This is a genomic window from Peristeroidobacter soli (assembly GCF_004138485.1).
Classification (GTDB): domain Bacteria; phylum Pseudomonadota; class Gammaproteobacteria; order Steroidobacterales; family Steroidobacteraceae; genus Steroidobacter; species Steroidobacter soli.
In genome coordinates this window covers 1,846,045-1,862,078 of sequence record NZ_ML142848.1, presented here as the reverse complement: position 1 = coordinate 1,862,078, position 16,034 = coordinate 1,846,045, and the positions used below count along the sequence as shown (strand labels likewise).

At 61.9% G+C, this 16,034-nt stretch carries 16 protein-coding genes and 1 tRNA gene; 13 read left to right on the top strand and 4 right to left on the bottom strand.

Features of this window, described 5'->3' with window-relative positions:
- Window positions 1-53 precede the first annotated feature (53 nt).
- The 3 genes from EKO19_RS07825 to EKO19_RS07815 are packed head-to-tail and all read left to right on the top strand — an operon-like array spanning window position 54 to window position 3,953.
- Window positions 54-920: a peptidyl-prolyl cis-trans isomerase gene (locus EKO19_RS07825; RefSeq protein ID WP_129775768.1), complete on the top strand. Its 867-nt coding sequence runs from the start codon at window positions 54-56 to the stop codon at window positions 918-920.
- On the top strand, window positions 920-1,870 hold the full coding sequence (locus EKO19_RS07820) for a HupE/UreJ family protein (protein ID WP_129776042.1): 951 nt from the start codon (window positions 920-922) through the stop codon (window positions 1,868-1,870). Before EKO19_RS07825 ends, EKO19_RS07820 begins: the two co-directional genes overlap by 1 nt.
- Before the next feature lie 28 nt (window positions 1,871-1,898).
- Window positions 1,899-3,953, top strand: a complete 2,055-nt coding sequence (locus EKO19_RS07815; protein WP_217705172.1) for a TonB-dependent receptor — start codon at window positions 1,899-1,901, stop codon at window positions 3,951-3,953.
- A 100-nt stretch (window positions 3,954-4,053) separates the two neighbouring features.
- Here the strand turns inward: EKO19_RS07815 and EKO19_RS07810 are convergent, their stop codons facing one another.
- From EKO19_RS07810 to EKO19_RS07800, 3 genes are read right to left on the bottom strand one after another with little or no spacing between them, the layout of a single operon-like run.
- Complete coding sequence (locus EKO19_RS07810; RefSeq protein ID WP_129775767.1) at window positions 4,054-4,638, bottom strand: HEAT repeat domain-containing protein; 585 nt, start codon at window positions 4,636-4,638, stop codon at window positions 4,054-4,056.
- Between the two features lie 8 nt (window positions 4,639-4,646).
- On the bottom strand, window positions 4,647-5,240 hold the full coding sequence (locus EKO19_RS07805) for a hypothetical protein (RefSeq protein WP_129775766.1): 594 nt from the start codon (window positions 5,238-5,240) through the stop codon (window positions 4,647-4,649).
- Window positions 5,241-5,282: 42 nt separating this feature from the next.
- Window positions 5,283-6,029, bottom strand: coding sequence for a MotA/TolQ/ExbB proton channel family protein (locus EKO19_RS07800; protein WP_217705171.1), 747 nt, complete (start codon window positions 6,027-6,029; stop codon window positions 5,283-5,285).
- A gap of 130 nt (window positions 6,030-6,159) precedes the next feature.
- Here EKO19_RS07800 and EKO19_RS07795 point away from each other — a divergent pair, with 130 nt between their 5' ends.
- From EKO19_RS07795 to EKO19_RS07770, 6 genes are all read left to right on the top strand, one after another.
- The gene (locus EKO19_RS07795) at window positions 6,160-6,546 is read left to right on the top strand and encodes a BlaI/MecI/CopY family transcriptional regulator (protein WP_129775765.1); all 387 of its coding nucleotides are present in this window, start codon (window positions 6,160-6,162) and stop codon (window positions 6,544-6,546) included.
- Complete coding sequence (locus tag EKO19_RS07790; protein ID WP_129775764.1) at window positions 6,543-7,850, top strand: M56 family metallopeptidase; 1,308 nt, start codon at window positions 6,543-6,545, stop codon at window positions 7,848-7,850. The genes EKO19_RS07795 and EKO19_RS07790 overlap by 4 nt, the downstream gene beginning before the upstream one ends.
- Before the next feature lie 105 nt (window positions 7,851-7,955).
- Complete coding sequence (locus EKO19_RS07785; RefSeq protein WP_129775763.1) at window positions 7,956-8,399, top strand: SRPBCC family protein; 444 nt, start codon at window positions 7,956-7,958, stop codon at window positions 8,397-8,399.
- Window positions 8,400-8,536: 137 nt separating this feature from the next.
- Window positions 8,537-9,175 (top strand): DUF2799 domain-containing protein, encoded by a 639-nt coding sequence (locus EKO19_RS07780; RefSeq protein ID WP_129775762.1) that lies wholly within the window; start codon window positions 8,537-8,539, stop codon window positions 9,173-9,175.
- 68 nt (window positions 9,176-9,243) lie between these two features.
- Window positions 9,244-10,107: a phosphatase PAP2 family protein gene (locus tag EKO19_RS07775; protein ID WP_129775761.1), complete on the top strand. Its 864-nt coding sequence runs from the start codon at window positions 9,244-9,246 to the stop codon at window positions 10,105-10,107.
- Window positions 10,108-10,121: 14 nt separating this feature from the next.
- Window positions 10,122-11,771: an L-lactate permease gene (locus EKO19_RS07770; RefSeq protein ID WP_217705214.1), complete on the top strand. Its 1,650-nt coding sequence runs from the start codon at window positions 10,122-10,124 to the stop codon at window positions 11,769-11,771.
- A gap of 6 nt (window positions 11,772-11,777) precedes the next feature.
- On the opposite strand, the gene EKO19_RS07765 is transcribed toward EKO19_RS07770, so the two are convergent.
- Complete coding sequence (locus tag EKO19_RS07765) at window positions 11,778-14,012, bottom strand: DUF5916 domain-containing protein (RefSeq protein ID WP_129775759.1); 2,235 nt, start codon at window positions 14,010-14,012, stop codon at window positions 11,778-11,780.
- A 107-nt stretch (window positions 14,013-14,119) separates the two neighbouring features.
- Between EKO19_RS07765 and EKO19_RS07760 the strand changes: the two genes are divergently transcribed.
- The 4 genes from EKO19_RS07760 (at window position 14,120) to EKO19_RS07745 (ending at window position 16,033) form a co-directional block, all read left to right on the top strand.
- Window positions 14,120-14,671: a 3'-5' exonuclease family protein gene (locus EKO19_RS07760; protein ID WP_129775758.1), complete on the top strand. Its 552-nt coding sequence runs from the start codon at window positions 14,120-14,122 to the stop codon at window positions 14,669-14,671.
- A 56-nt stretch (window positions 14,672-14,727) separates the two neighbouring features.
- Window positions 14,728-14,804, top strand: a tRNA-Arg gene (locus EKO19_RS07755).
- Between the two features lie 178 nt (window positions 14,805-14,982).
- Window positions 14,983-15,645: a MarR family transcriptional regulator gene (locus EKO19_RS07750; protein WP_129775757.1), complete on the top strand. Its 663-nt coding sequence runs from the start codon at window positions 14,983-14,985 to the stop codon at window positions 15,643-15,645.
- On the top strand, window positions 15,581-16,033 hold the full coding sequence (locus tag EKO19_RS07745; protein ID WP_129775756.1) for a hypothetical protein: 453 nt from the start codon (window positions 15,581-15,583) through the stop codon (window positions 16,031-16,033). Before EKO19_RS07750 ends, EKO19_RS07745 begins: the two co-directional genes overlap by 65 nt.
- The last annotated feature ends 1 nt before the right edge of the window (window position 16,034 follow it).

Here is a 16,034-nt window from a genome sequence, read left to right as displayed (position 1 = left end):
AGCCGTCGCGACAGGAGTCCGATCGGCTGTTTTTGGACAAAGAGCGATTACATATGTCATCCGTCTTGTCGAGCTCAGAGATCTCTTCGACTGCCGCTGCATCCAAGGACCAGGCTCGGCGCGTACAGTGGTTGAGAGAACCGCTGCTGCATTTCATTCTGATCGGCGCCGTGCTGTTCGGCGTCGATTCGCTGATCGCCGGTCAGGCCGACGATCCGAACCTCATCGTGCTCGATGCCGAAGTCGATGCCGAAGCACAGCAGGTATTCGAGTCCGCGCGGGGTCACAAGCCCGATGCCGATGAGCTCCGGGCGCTGCGCCAGGTGTGGCTCGACAACGAGGTGTTGTATCGCGAGGGTCTGGCGCTGGGCCTGGACAGGGGCGACAAGACCATTCGCGAGCGCGTGATCTTCAAGGCACTGAGCATGGTGGACAGCAATACCAAACGTCCCGACTTCGACGACCAGGTGCTGCGCGAGTGGTTCGAGAAGAACCGCGCCCGCTATGACATTCCCCAGCGCTTCAATTTCGAGGAAGCCGTGATCGCAGGCTCGTCCTCCGAAGCCACCATCCGTTCGTTCGTGAATGCACTGAATACCGGCGCCACGCCGGAGGTGCAGGCCGGGCTGCGCGTCTTCAAAGATCGTCCGCACGACAATATCGTCAAGAGCTATGGCGAGGAGTTCGCCACGGCGCTGGAAAGCTCGCGGCCGGGTGAGTGGCGCGCGTTGCAGACCAAGAGCGGCTGGCGAGCGATGCGGCTCGAATCCGTCGTCCCTCTGCAGCCCGCCGACTTCGAGAAGCTGCGTGGCGTGGTCACTGGCGATTGGACCGACGCTGTGATGTCCGAGCAGCGTAGCGCCGCCGTCGCTGCTCTGGCCAAGAAGTACACCATCGTGATCGATGGAGTGAAGCAGTGATGCGCAAGCTGCATCTGTTGCTCCTCGCGTTCCTGGCGCTGGTGTCGAGCGCCGTCTTCGCCCATGAGCTGAGCATGGCGGAGATGGAAGTGCGCGAGACGTCGCCGGGCGAATTCCTGTGGCAATGGACCGCCAGCAGCGACAAGGCGCCTTCCGTAGTGCTCGCGCCCGTGTGGCCCGAGGCATGTACGGCGGAGATGAACATGCTCCGTTGCGGCGAGAAAGGCCTGTTCGGCAAGCTCCGCGTCAACGGCGTGGGCGATGCTTATTCGGCCGCCATCGTGAAGATCTACTGGCTCGACGGCCAGAAGCAGGTGTTTACGATCACCACGCGTCAGCCCGAAGTGAATTTGTACGGTTCGGCCGAAGACAAGCGTGGCTCGGGTGAGATCGCGTGGGCCTATGTGACTCTGGGCGTCGAGCACATCCTGAGCGGATTCGATCATCTGCTGTTCGTGCTGTCGCTGCTGTTCCTGGTCGGATTCAACAAACGACTGGTGTTCACCATCAGCGCGTTCACGCTCGCGCACAGCTTGACCCTGGCGCTGAGCTCGCTCGGCTTGCTGACGTTGCGTCCGCCGCCGGTGGAAGCGACCATCGCGCTGTCCATCATGCTGGTGGCCGGTGAGGCGCTGCATAAGGAACAGACATTGTCGCGGCGCTGGCCGGCACTGGTCGCGTTCCTGTTCGGCCTGGTGCACGGCCTGGGCTTCGCGGGGGCGCTGGCGGACATCGGCCTGCCGAAGAACAACATGTTCGTCGCCTTGCTCACATTCAATGTGGGCGTGGAGGTCGGTCAGCTGCTGGTGGTCGGTCTCTGCTATGGGGTGTACCGCCTCCTGGCATCGAAGCCGCAGTTCGTCATGGCGCGCACGCCGGCGCTCTACGCGATTGGTGGTATCGCGGCTTATTGGTCGATCGATCGTATCGTCGGCATCGTGACAGCCTGAGTCATTGCATCAGTTGGGGATGATCAGCATGATTCGCCAGACCGGCGGCGCCCTGTGCGCCGCCTCTTTTATCGCGATGAGCTCGGCGTGGGCCGGCGGTGTGCCGACGACGGTGCTCGAAGAGGTCGTCGTCACCGGCGGCCTGGATCGCTTGCAGGGCACGCCTGTATCGGCGAGCCAGGGCGTCGTCGGTGCCGAGCAGCTCGCCATGAGGCCGGTGTTGCGCGCGGGCGAGCTGCTCGAGGTCGTGCCTGGGTTGATCGTGACTCAGCACAGCGGCGACGGTAAGGCGAATCAATATTTCCTGCGCGGGTTCAATCTGGATCACGGCACCGATCTTGCGACCAGCGTGGACGGGGTGCCGGTCAACATGCCCACGCATGGTCACGGCCAGGGCTACACGGACATCAACTTCGTCATCCCGGAGCTGATGCAGTCGATCGAGTATCGCAAAGGAACCTACTACGCGGAGACGGGCAACTTCTCGGCCGCTGGCGCCGTGGACATGCGTTATCGCCGCTCGCTCGAGGCGCCGATGGTCGTGCTCGAAGCGGGGCAGGACAATTACACGCGCGGTTTGATCGCTGGTTCCACGGGCGTGGGCGGCGGTGAGTTGCTGGTCGGATTGGACTACGCGCTGATCGATGGCCCGTGGCAGCTCGAAGAGAACTATCGCAAGCGCAACGGTTTGGTTCGCTACAGCCACGATACCGAGGCGGGCTCTTTCAGCATCACCGCGCAAGGGTATGAAGGCGAGTGGCGTTCGACGGATCAGATTCCGTTGCGCGCGGTGGAAGCCGGATTGATCGATCGCTTCGGTGCGGTGGATCCGACGGATCGCGGCGATTCGCATCGTTACAGCCTGGCGGCGGATTGGACGACGGCACTCGCGGGTGGGCAGTCCAAGGCATTGGTGTATGCGGTCGATTACGACCTGGATCTGATCTCGAATTTCTCCTACTTCACCGATCCCGAGAACGGCGATCAGTTCGAACAGGTCGATCAGCGTCGCGTCTACGGTGGCGATTGGTCGTGGACCAAGGGCTTCGATGCATTCGGTCTGTCGCAGAAGGTGCAGACCGGCGTGCAGGTCCGGCACGACGATATCGAGAAGGTTGGGTTGTATCGCACGATCGCCGGTCGACGCTTCGAGACGACTCGCGAAGATGCCGTTCGGCAAACCAGCTACGGCGTGTACGGCAGCCTGGATACGCGTTGGAACGATCGCATGCGCACGACGGTCGGATTGCGCGCCGATCGGTTCGAGTTCGATGTGGATGCAGGGCTCGCCGAGAATTCGGGAACGGCGAGCGATTCCATCGCCAGTCCGAAGTTCTCGCTGGTGCTCGGTCCGTGGAGCAAGACGGAGTTCTTCTTCAACGCCGGCCGGGGTTTTCACAGCAACGACGCACGCGGCACGACGATCAAGGTCGATCCGAGCGATGGCGTGACGCCGGCGGATAAGGTCGATGCGCTCGTCGGTGCGACGGGGCTGGATGTCGGCATGCGTACAGCGCTGGTGCCGAACACGCAGTTCAGCGTGTCACTGTGGAGTCTGAAGCTCGATTCGGAGTTGCTGTTCGTTGGTGATGCGGGCACGACAGAAGCGAGTCGAGCGAGCGAACGTCGCGGTGTCGAGGCGGCGGTGATCTGGAATCCGCTGAGCTGGTTGATCGTCGATGCGGATCTGGCGTGGTCGCGAGCGCGGTTCACCGATTACGATCCCGCGGGCGATCGCATTCCGGGTGCGGTGGAGAATGTCGCGTCAGTGGGGCTTGCGATCGATCATCCGAGCGGCTGGTTCGGTGGGGCGCGCTTCCGTCACTTTGGCTCCGCGCCGCTGATCGAAGACGATCGCGTGCGGTCGGATTCGACGACGCTCGTGAATCTGGAGGCGGGTTATCGGTTCTGGAAACGCTACAAGGTCAGCGCGGCTGTCTACAACGTGTTGGACAGCAAGGACAACGACATCACTTATTTCTACGAGTCGCAGCTCGCCAACGAAAGTGCGCCGGTGGAAGACATCCACTTTCACCCGGTGGAGCCGCGCACGGTGCGCGTGACGTTGACCGCCAGATTTTGACGATCCAGCCGCACTCGGTGCGGCGGACACCTGCTGCGAGCTGCCAATGTCTCAGCAGATCGCGTCGGATACGATGCGTCGGGCGCTGGCGGCGACCTTCTTATTTCGGTGGCGGTTCCGACAGCGCTGCTTCGACATCGTCGAGCAGCGACTGCGCGGTCTGCATGACCCCGTCGTTATCGCTGTGATAAATCGCGCTGCGCATGACGTCGCGCACCTGGCCGTTCTTGTCGCCATCGCGCAAAGCGAGGGTGTGCAGTGAATTGAGCGCGATGTGACGATCGACGTCCGGTTCGCCGGTTTCGAGCACGTTCTTCAACGCCGGTAACGCTTGCGCCTTCGGTGCGTTGGCGAGCTTGGTGATCGCCGCGGCTCGGATCTTCGGATCGCTGTCTCGCGTGTCCTTGATCCATTGCTCGACGGTGTCGGGTCTCGATGCTTTGCTCGCGGCGATTGCGTCGCCACCGTTCTGCGCGGCCGTTGCGGCTTCGATGGCGGCGATATTGTTCGTTGACGCCGCTGCTGCGCTGGACGTGGGTGTTTCGGCCGCAGCCGCTGAGCTCTCTCGAGACGTCTGCGCGGCCGATGCAGCCGCATTGGACGACTGTCGAGCCGACTGGAGATAAACCAGCCCGCCGAGGACGGCGGCCATGCCCAGCGCTGCGACGATGACAGCAGGACGCATCTGGAATCTCAGTGAATGCCCGGGTTCGTGCCCAGTGTATTCCACGGCAACGCTTGCACGAACGCATCGAGCGCCTCGTCGCTCTCCTTGCTCGTGCCTGTGACGGTCGCCAGCACTTTCACGTGCCAGCGATCCGTCGTGAAGTAATAGAGATGGGTCCGTCCCGACGCGTTGGCGCCGGCCGCATAGTTGACCTTCACGCCCTTCAGGTCTTTCGCGGCGCCAAGTTTGAACGGCTGCTCCGATTCAATCTGCGCGCCTTCGCCCACTTTGTGGGCCGCCGTCGCCTTTGCTCCATCGAGCTTCGCATCGGTCGCCATCGAGTCGATGCCATAGACATCGACTTCGATCGCGCCCTGCAACGGCCCCGACTCCTGCCGATACTCGGCGCCCGCTGCATCACTGTTGCCGTCAATACTGTACGGCTGCAAAACCCGCGCAAAATTCCCCACGTTCTCCGGGAACATCCAGCCGCTATCGACATGACACCACGCGCCTTCGTTCCCGTACTTATGTAACGGATCCGCCAGGCTCACGGCGCCGGTCAGAGTGGATGCGATGAGAAGCGCGAGCAGCGCGGGTTTCGATGCAGTTCGTTTCATCCGACCAGCATATGTCAGCAATGTGACAGCCGTGTGGACGGGTCAAGCGGTCTTCGCGATCGACGTTGCGCGAGGCGCGGTGGTCCGGGTCACGGGCGTGGAGGTGTCGAAGCGCGCGCCGCCGACGAGGCAGGAGTGAAGATCGGCGGTGAACAGTCGCATCTGTTCCTGGATGGCCTTGTTACGTCGGATCAGCCAGTTGTAGCCCATGACGGCGGGCACGGCGACGAACAGACCGATGGCGGTCATGACCAGCGCCTCGCCGATCGGGCCGGCGATCTGATCCAGGCTGGGCTGGCCGGACAGGGAGATTCGAGTCAGTGCGTTCAAGATGCCCCACACCGTGCCGAGCAGGCCGATGAAAGGGGAGACCGATCCCGTCGTGGCCAGGATGGCCAGGCCCATCTGCAATCGTGCAGTGACACTTTCCATCGAGCGTTGCAAAGCAATCGCCAGCCAGTCGCTGAGCGGCATCTCCGCGGTCAGATGACCCTGGTGATATTGCTTGGCGCGAATGCCGTCCTCGGCCAGCATGCGAAACACATTCTCACGGCCGCCGAGCGCGGCGATGCCGTCGTGCAGATTGCCCGACGTCCAGAATTTCTTGCGCGCCTCCGCATATTCCTTGTTGATCTTTCGCTGGTCCCAGATCCGGGTGAGGGTGATGAACCAGCAGGCCAGCGACATCGCCACCAGCACGATCAGGATGGCGTAGGAGAGTCCGCCCGCCTCGTGCAGAAAGCCGAGCATGTCGAACTGGCTGGGAACATCTTGGGTGGCGCTGGCCATGGGTCTGCCTCGTAATGTTAACCACGGAAGTCGTAGTAACTATGACAGTTGTAGTAGATGCGTGCAAGCGACTTGCGGCACCTACTACAACAGGCGTAGGCTCGACCACGTCGATCGTCCGAGGTCCGGAATGCCTTCGCAGAAACTCAGCAAGCTGGAATTGACCATCATGGAAACGCTGTGGACCAACGGCGTCTGCTCCATCCGTGAGATCCACGATGCCTTTCCCAAGCGGGGCCGGCCCGCTTACACCACGGTGCAGACCATGGTGTACCGGCTGGAAGCGAAGGAAATGCTCAGGCGCGCCAAGAAAATCAGTAACGCGCATATCTTCGAGGCCACCATCACGCGCGCAGCGGCCGAGCGCCGCCTGATCGATGAATTGCTCGGCCTGTTCGGCGGCCGGGCGCAGCCGGTGATGGCGCACCTCATCGAGTCGGGCAAGCTGACCATGGGCGATATCAAGGAGGCCGAGAAAATCCTGAAGGGGCTCGGCAAGAAGGACGAGAACGCATGACCGGGCTCGCGTTGCACCTGTGGCAGTCGACTGTGGTACTGGTCGCGGCCTGGGCGTTGACGCGAATCTGCCGGCGCAATGCGGCCGAGATCCGCTACTGGATCTGGTTCTGCGCCTCGTTGAAGTTCCTGGTGCCGTTCAGCTTGTTACAACAGCTGGGCGACTATCTCGGGCGCTCCCTGCCCGCACCGATCACGCTGGCGTCGACGATATTTGAGACCGGCAGCGCCATCTTTGTTCCCGCCATCGGCGGTGGGGGGTTGGATCATTCGGTGTTGTCGATCGTGGCGGCCGGTGCGGTGACGATCTGGGTGTCGGGCTCGGCGTTCCTGTTGTGGCGGTGGTGGTCGCAATGGCGGGCCATGCACTCGATGCTCGCGTCGGCGCCGGGTCTGCCCATGGATTTTCCCGTGCCGGTCCGTGTGACTTCGGCCGGACTGACGCCCGGCGTGTTCGGTGTGTTCAAGCCCGTGCTGATATTGCCGCATGCCGTCATGCATGAGCTGAGCGCATCGCAGATACAGGCGGTGCTCGCGCATGAAATGTGTCACATCCGTCGCCGTGACAATCTCACCGCTGCCATTCACAAGCTCATCGAAGTGATCTTCTGGTTCCATCCGCTGGTGTGGTGGATCGGTGCGAACATGCTTCGCGAGCGTGAGGCGGCTTGCGATGAGTCCGTCATCGAGGACGGGCATGAGCAAGTGGTTTACGCCGAGTCGCTGCTGCACGTTTGCCGGTTGGGTGTAACGGCGCGATTCGCCGGTGTCGCTGCGTCGAGCGGTGGCGACTTGAAGCAACGGATGACGTCGATCCTGAGTCCGGAGCGCGCGTCACCCATGGACCAGCCGCGCGCCCTGTTGCTGCTGATGACGGCGATGGCGCTTTGTTACGGCCCGGTGCTGGCAGGCGTTGCGAGCGGCGCGGCGCGTCAGTCATCCGATGGCGGGCAGATCACGTTCGAGGCCATCACGCTGACGCCGACCCATCCGGGCTGGTGGCACGACGCCAGGTTCGACCCGGCCGGCCAGCTCACGCTCGACAACGTCTCTTTACGAAATTTGATTGCGTTGGCCTATCCGGCGTCGCATGTCAACGGCGATCCGGAGCTGATGAACGTCTACTACACGATTCATGCGCGCTGGCATTCGGAGAGTGAGGCGAGCGAGCGCAGCGTGTATCGGGAGCTGTTGAAGAATATTCTGCAGACGAATTCGAATTTGCAGCTGTATGTGAAGAAGGATTGCGATACGGGATGCGATTTCATGCCGGGCGTGCTGGTGGCGGGGCGCGTTCACCTCTGAGTTACCGCACCCTGCGTGCCTGCAAATAATTGCCGGGGTCATGTCGGCACCGGCCGCATCGGGTCGTCCTTGGCTCGAACCCCCACCAATCCGTAGGAGAGAACCATGCCAGGCACCGTCCGACTGCATCGCGTCCTTCGTACCAAGCCCGAGCGCGTCTATCGCGCGTTTCTCGATCCCCAGGCCTTCGCGAAATGGCTGCCGCCCTATGGCTTCACCTGCAAGGTGGATCATCTGGAGGCCAAGGTGGGTGGCACGTACAAGGCGTCGTTCACCAACTTCACCAGCGGCAACGCGCATTCGTTCGGTGGCAAGTACACGGAGCTGGTGCCGAATCAGAAGATCCGTTACGTCAGCACCTTCGACGATGCGAACCTGCCGGGCGAGATGCCGACGACCATCGTCATCACACCGGTGTCGTGCGGTGTGGCGATCGACATCGTGCAGGAAGGTATTCCCGATGTGATCCCCGAGGACGGTTGCTACCTCGGCTGGCAGGAATCGCTGGAGCAACTGGCCAAGCTGGTCGAGCCGGAAATTCCTGGCTGAATGTTTCACAACGCCTCGGGCCGGTCCTGGCCCGAGGCGATCTGGGTCATGAGCCGGCGATTGTGACACAGCTCACGTAGCCATCGCCTCGGCCCCGGTAGTTTAGGGTCTTGGCCTCTCCCGACGGCTTGACCTGCATGCGAACGCCGAACTACCCGTCCTTTGCGCGAGCCAGTGTCGCGGTCCTCCTGGTCGCTATCAGCGGCTGCGCGACCATGGATCGCGAGGAATGCCTGACGGTGGACTGGCGGACCATCGGTTTCGAGGATGGCGTCGCAGGCCACTCCGCCGATCGCATCGGGGAGCATCGCAAAGCGTGTGCGAAACATGGCGTGACGCCCGATCTCACCGCTTATCAAGAAGGCCGCGCGGAAGGTCTGCGGGAGTTCTGCACACCGTCCAACGGTTTCAGGTTGGGCTCGCGGGGCGGCAGCTACAGCGGCATCTGTCCGGCCGATCTCGATCCGGCGTTTGCCGATGCCTTTCAGGACGGCCATCAGCTCTATACGCTCGAGTCGCGACTCTCGAATGTCTCCTATCGCCTCGACTCGGCGCGCAGCGAGTTGCACGACGCTGAGTCCGACATCGTCACTCGGTCGGCCCGGGCGATCAGCAGTGATGCGGCCAAAGAAGAACGTGCACAGGCCGTGGTGGATGTGAAACATCTCGGCGAGCGCATCGGCCAGCTCAAATCGGAAATCCAGCAGCTCGAAGCGGAGCGCGTGCATTGTGAGCGCGACCTGCAGGATTATCGGGCGACGCTGCAGATCCCCTGACCGTAAATTTGATGCGGCCCCAGCGAAGGGCCTAGGATGATCAGCACGCGGGACGGCGTTGCTGGTGCATGACAACTGAAAAATTTGCAGAGTTCCTGGCCTTCCATCTCTGGGCCGTAGTGTTCGTCATCACGCTCGGCATGCTGGTGGTCGCGGGATTGCTCTGGCATGCCCTGCAGCGGTATGGGGGTCGCCTGGTCGCGCTGGCGCAGGGAGTGATCGATCGGGTTCGTCCCCATGCCAGGCGCCTGCCGATCCCCGGCGCCGTGCAAAGTCTCTGGCAGATCGCGAGCGGGCTGGGCATTCAGGTGCTGGTGAGTCTGGCGGTTGCGGTCGTGGCCTGCGTCGGTTTCGTCGAGATCGCGGAGGATATCGGGGTAGAGGACGATCTCGGCCGCTTCGATGTCGCGCTGACCGAGGCGCTGAGTTGGCACGCGACCGAAGCGCAGCTGCGTATCTTCGCGGCCGTTACCGATCTGGGCGACAAAGACTTTCTCCTGCCCCTGGGAATCGTCATCGCCTCGTTCATGCTGTTCCGCCGCCGCTGGTATCTGGCCGCCGCCTGGATCGTCGCTACGGCGGGCGGTGCGCTGGCGAATGTAGGGTTGAAAGCAATCTTCGAACGCTCTAGACCGGAACATCTGCATGGCTTTGCGTCGGTGAGCGGCTGGAGCTTTCCGAGCGGTCATTCCTCAGGTTCGTTTATCGTGTACGGGCTGCTCGCTTATTTGATCGTGATTCATTCGAAGCCGAGATTTCACTTGCCCGTGGCTGCGATCGCGATGCTGCTGATCGTGTGCGTGGGGTTCAGCAGGGTGGTGTTGCAGGTCCATTACTTCAGTGACGTGCTTGGGGGTTACGCGTTCGGTGCCGCCTGGGTAGCGGCGTGGATCGCGGGGCTCGAGATCTTCCGGCGGCGGAGCATTCAATAACGGAAGGGGACTGGATCATGTGGGCACAAGGGTACGATCCATTCAACAACGCCATCGTGTCCACGTTCATGGCGGCCGTGCCGGTCGTGGTGCTGCTGGGTTGCATCGGTTTGCTGAAGATGAAGGCGCATGTGGCCGCCTTGCTCGGCATTGCCAGTTCGCTGGCCATCGCCATTCTCGCGTTCGGGATGCCCACCGGCATGGCGACCCGGGCGGCGGCATTCGGCGCGGCCTACGGTCTCATGCCCATCGGCTGGATCATCCTGAATGTCATATTTTTGTATCGACTCACCGAGCAGCGCGGGCAGTTCCGGATTCTTCAGGACAGCATCGCCGGCATCACTCCCGATCGACGGTTGCAGCTGCTGCTGATCGCGTTTGGCTTTGGCGCGTTCTTCGAAGGAGCGGCGGGATTCGGCACGCCGGTGGCAGTGACCGGCGCGATGCTGATCGGTCTGGGCTTCTCACCACTGGCAGCGTCGGGATTGTCGTTGATCGCGAATACTGCGCCGGTCGCGTTCGGCGCGTTGGGTACGCCAGTCATTGCGCTCGCCAGCGTGACCGGACTCGACTTGCACGAACTGAGTGGCATGGTGGGGCGACAGTTGCCGTTCTTCTCCGTGATCGTACCGTTCTGGTTGATCTGCGCGTTCGCGGGATGGCGCGGCATGCTGCAAGTGTGGCCGGCGATCCTGGTCGCCGGCGTGTCGTTCGCCATTCCTCAATATCTCGTTTCCAATTTTCACGGGCCGTGGCTGGTCGATATCATCGCCGCGCTCTGCTCAATGGGTGCGTTGACGTTGTTTCTGCGTGTGTGGCGCCCGGAAACGATCTGGCGCTCGACGACGCGCGGCCAGGCTGAAGAGAACGTGGCAACCGAGCCGGCGGCGACGACCTATACGTCGGAGCAGGTGTTCAAAGCCTGGTTGCCCTGGATCGTGCTCAGCGTGTGTGTGTTCCTGTGGGGCATTCCCCAAGTCAAAACCTGGCTCGATTCGTTGTTCATTCTCAAGCTGCCCGTCGGCGGGCTGCATGAGCTGGTTCAGAAAGTGCCGCCGGTCGTCGCCCAACCCACCGCCGAAGCCGCGGTTTACAACTTCAACTTGCTGTCGATGACCGGCACGGGAATTCTGGTCGCCTCGATCATCAGCAGCGGGTTGATGAAGTTCTCGCCGCGAGAGTTCGTGCGCGAATATTTCCAGACGCTGGTCGTCGTTCGCTTATCGCTGCTGACGATTGCGGCCATGCTCGCGCTCGGCTATGTCACTCGCTATTCGGGCGCCGACGCGACGATGGGGTTGGCGTTCGCGCAGACAGGCTGGCTGTATCCGTTGTTCGGCACCATGCTCGGCTGGCTTGGCGTCGCTCTGACCGGTTCGGATACGGCGTCGAATGTGTTGTTCGGCGGCTTGCAAAGAATCACGTCCGAACAGCTCGGATTGAATCCGGTGTTGATGGCAGCGGCCAACAGCTCGGGCGGTGTGATGGGCAAGATGATCGACGCGCAAAGCATCGTCGTCGCATCCACCGCGACGCGTTGGTATGGTCACGAAAGCGAGATTCTGCGCTACGTGTTCTTCCACAGCATCGCGTTGGCGTTACTGGTGAGCTTGCTGGTGCTCGGTCAGGCGTACGTGTGGCCGTTGACGGCGCTGGTTCACTAGTCGGGTTCACGATTCGAACCGATAGCTGAGCTTGACCAGCAGCTGATCGTCGTCGCGCAGGTCGAATGTGTTGCGAAGGAGGCGGCCGCGATCGCCGCCCACGGCCTCTTCTTCGTAGCCGCCACGTCCGTACACGACATACAAGTAGGACAGCGGGGCGATCTCGAACCGGTAGCGGATCTGCAGTCCGAGGTTGCGGACGCTGAAGTCGTTGACGACTTCGTCGGTGGGCAGGGCAGTGCCTGACGGATCGACTCGGTAGCCTTGCCGGATATCGGCATTCACGGCGACGGCCTGCAGTTTCAGTCGCAGCTCGTGCCGGTTGGTCATGATCCAGTTGAAGCCGGCGTTGAAATGAGATTCCTCGCCCTCGAAGCTGCCGATCAGATTGTCCCGCTGCCACACCAGCCAGTCGGGCGTCCGGCTCGCGTACAGGCCGAGATATACGTTCAACGCATCGCTGATGAAATACGTGGGCTCGAGATTGACGCTGTAACCCACCTCGTCGTTGCCCGCCAGGCCGCCGCTGTTGAATTCCAGCTCCAGGTGCCAGGCCCAGTTGCCCTGTCGTGGCCGTTCGAACTCGACATAGCTGTTGAAGTTGGGCGGCACGTTCACCACGCCATGGCCACGGGTCAGCAAGTCATCGACGCCGGCGCTGTTGATGTTGATCTGCCCGTACTCGTAGCTGCCGTCGCGCAACCGGCTTTCGCGACTGATACGAAATTGATGATTCATCAGCTGGCCGGCATCGTTGTAGTCGGTGCTGATTCGCCAGCGCCAGTCCTTGGACATGTAACGCGACCCGGCGGGCAGGTTGGTGAAGCGACGGTTCAGTTGCCAGTGCGCGTAGTTGGTGCTGTTGCGTGACAGGTAACCGGCGTCGTTGATCTGCAGATCATTACTGAAATGCATGCCGATCCATTGCTGTCGCCAGCCATGGTCCATTTCGTAGTCGGCCCAGATCGTGGCGCCGTCGCCTGTCGTGCTGTCGCCGGATTGTTCGATCTCGCTGCCCATCAGGCGCGTGCGGACATTCCAGCGCGCTGTCGGTCGCCAATTGTGATCGACACCGATCACGCTGGCGGTTCGATCCAGGTAGGGCCGCTCGACTCGGGTCGCGAGCAAGCCGAGGTTTTGATCCTCGAAGTCACGCACCAGGCGTAGTGCGCCGAATGTACGGCCGGCCTCGTGGGCTTCATCGGCCGCGAAGATGCCGTATTTGGTGGCGCCGAGGCTGCCGTTCAATTTCAATGCGCCTGTGATATCCGCTGCTCCTCGGCCGTCGTCGGCTGGCGCACCGATTCGGCGTGTGTAGAGCAGTTGGCTGAAGTCCGAGGGCGTGGTGAATTCGAAGATGCCCTGGTTCTCGGTGAAGAACGGGCGTTTGTCGCTGATGAAAGTTTCGGTGGCGTCGAAGTTGACCACCAGCTCATCGGCCTCCACCTGACCGAAATCGGGATTCACGGTGGCGCTGAGTTGCAGCTGACCGTTCGGTTTCCAGAACAGATCGGCGCCGCCGTTGAACTTGCTGTCCGAGTCGATCACGTCGTAGCGGCTGGAAACATACGGCGTGATGGCCAGCAACGATTGTTTGAAGCTGGCGACCTCGACGGGGGCGAAGTCGGACAGGAAACGGGGACGTTCCCACGCGGCCAGCGGCCAGGAGACGCGCTCGCCGGTGCTGGCGACGACGCGATCGAGATAGATGCCGATAGTTCGCGCGTCGCCGGTGTTCTCGCGCATCGGTGCGATGTGCCAGGGAATCAACAGCTCCACCGTCCAGCTCTCATCGTCGCTGCCGACGGCGTAGCGCCAGTTGCCGTCCCAGTCCGGATTGAACTCGGTCTCGTTAGTGAGAATGGCGTCATACACGCCCGCGGTGGAGCTCACTTTGAAGTTGTAACCGGTGCGGTGATCGCCGTCGAAATCGATCATCAAGTCGACACGATCGACCAGATCCTTGAAGTCCCGCTGCACGCGTTGCTGGACGCGGGGCACGGACGGCGGCTGGAAATTTCGAAACGCCACCGCCAGACCGTCCGGGGTCGCCAGAATCCAGGCTTCGGTGGCGAGCGATGCTGGTTCGCCGTTCAACGGCAGGGTCTTACGGAAGTCGGTGATGTGCCGGGCCTCACGCCATTCGTCGGCGCCGAGCTTGCCGTCGATGTCGACGGCGAACGCTCGAGCGGCGAGCAGGGCCAGCAGCAATCCCAGGCAGCGAGCGCCCTTTGCGAACATGGCGTCGGTCCACGAATGAGTGCGATATGCGTGGGACGCGGCAGTGGCTGAAAAGGTTTAAGGCGACGGGAGTGACAAGCGTGGCGGGATTCTGGTGAACTGCGACGATGAACGAGATCTACATCAGCACCGACGTCGAAACCGACGGGCCGATTCCCGGCCCGCACTCCATGCTCAGCATCGGCTCGGCCGCTTACACCGCCGACAAAGTGCTCGTCGCCACTTTCTCCGCGAATCTGGAAACGCTGCCTGGCGCGCAGGCGCATCCGAAGACGGCCGAGTGGTGGGCCACGCAACCCGACGCCTGGGCGGCCTGTCGCAAGGGCCTGGAGTCGCCCGAGCAGGCGATGGCGCGCTACGTGAGCTGGATCAAATCGCTGGACGGCAAGCCGGTGTTCGTGGCGTATCCGGCGGGGTTCGATTTTCTGTTCGTGTATTGGTACCTGATCAGGTTCGTCGGCGAGAGTCCTTTCAGTCACTCGGCGCTGGACATGAAGTCGTTCGCGATGGCGGTGCTGAAAACCGGGTTTCGAGCGGCCACCAAAAGGAACATGCCGAAGCACTGGTTCGACAAACTGCCGCACACCCACGTCGCACTCGACGACGCGATCGAGCAGGGCGCGCTGTTTTGTAACATGCTCAGGCAGAGCCGGTCGTAAGCGGCCGCAGCGCGGCTATCGCCAGCGCCCCGGACTCACGTTACAATGCCCGTTCTGCGCCCGTAGCTCAGCTGGATAGAGTAACCGGCTTCGAACCGGTTGGTCGGGAGTTCGAATCTCTCCGGGCGCGCCACTTCCTCTCTCCCGCCAGTCGTCTTGTGGCCGGTCGAGTCCGTCCAGCTCAGCGCAGTCCTCGGGCTGTTCCATCGCTCCCAATTTGGGTGTAATCGATCCCAGTCAGGGAGCGATCCGCTTGACGACTGGAATTTCGCTCCTATATTGGGAGCGATCAATCCCAGGTGGGGAGCACCATGCTCGATGAGGTCCTTTTCGGCAAGACGCGCGCCGCTGTGCTGCGAGAGCTTTACACGAACCCGGATCGCCGGTTGTCGTTCAATGAGCTGGTGCGCCGTCTGAAGTCCGGGCCTGGTGCGGTCTCCCGCGAGCTTGCCACCCTGACCGCCGCCGGGCTCGTCGTCGAACAACGAGAAGGTCATCAACGATTCCTCTCCGCGGGAACTTCCTCGCCGGTATTCGCGGAGCTGAGGAATTTCATCGCGAAGGTTTCCGGCGCACCGACATATATCCGCGATGCCTTGCAAGGGTTGGAAGATAAGATTGATGTTGCATTGATCTTCGGTTCCGTCGCCAAAGGAGCTGAACGCGCAGACAGCGACCTCGATTTGTTCGTCATTGGCACGGTTGGCTACTCTGTTATAACGGAGCGCATCTACTCGATCGAAGAGCGCCTTGGCAGAAGGGTGCAAACCTTGTATTTCGACCGGGATTCGTCAACTGATCGCGCTTCATTGATGAAGTCGTCCATGCGCGCGGTCCTGGCTGGCCCGAAAGTGTTCGTGCTCGGTGATGAGGCGAAACTGGCGATGCTCACCTCAGCGGAAGAACGCGATGGTAAGAAAGGCAAACCTCGACAATCTAACAAAAGGAGCGAAACCCGCGCTGCACGCCGCTGAGCCCAATTGGGACATGCTGCGAGGGCTGACGGACAGGCCGTCCAAAGCTCTCGTGGATGCACGGCGAAAAACCAATACGCTCGCAACGCGCTTTTCGGCAGCGTACGGCGCGGCATTCTGGCTTGCGCGGGTGTCCGTCGAAGCCGCCGGCTACCGCCTTGCAGGCTCGGAGGGGCACCGAACGATGGTGTTTCAGTGCCTGGCGCACACCGTCGAGTGGGAAGCCAATCGATGGCGTCGCCTCGATGACATTCACAGACTGCGCAACCACTTCGACTACGGAGATATCATCGACGTGTCAGAAGCTCAGGTCGAAACGACCATAGCCGATGCGCAAGCTCTTCTCGATGATGTGCTCCACCTCTTCCCCGCGCTCGAGTCGGAGTGAC

What these genes read in the sequence shown, in the direction of transcription:
- EKO19_RS07805 (WP_129775766.1), bottom strand. Translation starts at nt 5,240, where the DNA reads ATGAAACGAACTGCATCGAAACCCGCGCTGCTCGCGCTTCTCATCGCA.
- EKO19_RS07800 (WP_217705171.1), bottom strand. Translation starts at nt 6,029, where the DNA reads ATGGCCAGCGCCACCCAAGATGTTCCCAGCCAGTTCGACATGCTCGGC.
- EKO19_RS07780 (WP_129775762.1), top strand. Translation starts at nt 8,537, where the DNA reads ATGCGAACGCCGAACTACCCGTCCTTTGCGCGAGCCAGTGTCGCGGTC.
- EKO19_RS07765 (WP_129775759.1), bottom strand. Translation starts at nt 14,012, where the DNA reads ATGTTCGCAAAGGGCGCTCGCTGCCTGGGATTGCTGCTGGCCCTGCTC.
- EKO19_RS07775 (WP_129775761.1), top strand. Translation starts at nt 9,244, where the DNA reads ATGACAACTGAAAAATTTGCAGAGTTCCTGGCCTTCCATCTCTGGGCC.
- EKO19_RS07795 (WP_129775765.1), top strand. Translation starts at nt 6,160, where the DNA reads ATGCCTTCGCAGAAACTCAGCAAGCTGGAATTGACCATCATGGAAACG.
- EKO19_RS07820 (WP_129776042.1), top strand. Translation starts at nt 920, where the DNA reads ATGCGCAAGCTGCATCTGTTGCTCCTCGCGTTCCTGGCGCTGGTGTCG.
- EKO19_RS07745 (WP_129775756.1), top strand. Translation starts at nt 15,581, where the DNA reads ATGGTAAGAAAGGCAAACCTCGACAATCTAACAAAAGGAGCGAAACCC.
- EKO19_RS07790 (WP_129775764.1), top strand. Translation starts at nt 6,543, where the DNA reads ATGACCGGGCTCGCGTTGCACCTGTGGCAGTCGACTGTGGTACTGGTC.
- EKO19_RS07825 (WP_129775768.1), top strand. Translation starts at nt 54, where the DNA reads ATGTCATCCGTCTTGTCGAGCTCAGAGATCTCTTCGACTGCCGCTGCA.
- EKO19_RS07760 (WP_129775758.1), top strand. Translation starts at nt 14,120, where the DNA reads ATGAACGAGATCTACATCAGCACCGACGTCGAAACCGACGGGCCGATT.
- EKO19_RS07750 (WP_129775757.1), top strand. Translation starts at nt 14,983, where the DNA reads ATGCTCGATGAGGTCCTTTTCGGCAAGACGCGCGCCGCTGTGCTGCGA.
- EKO19_RS07785 (WP_129775763.1), top strand. Translation starts at nt 7,956, where the DNA reads ATGCCAGGCACCGTCCGACTGCATCGCGTCCTTCGTACCAAGCCCGAG.
- EKO19_RS07810 (WP_129775767.1), bottom strand. Translation starts at nt 4,638, where the DNA reads ATGCGTCCTGCTGTCATCGTCGCAGCGCTGGGCATGGCCGCCGTCCTC.
- EKO19_RS07815 (WP_217705172.1), top strand. Translation starts at nt 1,899, where the DNA reads ATGATTCGCCAGACCGGCGGCGCCCTGTGCGCCGCCTCTTTTATCGCG.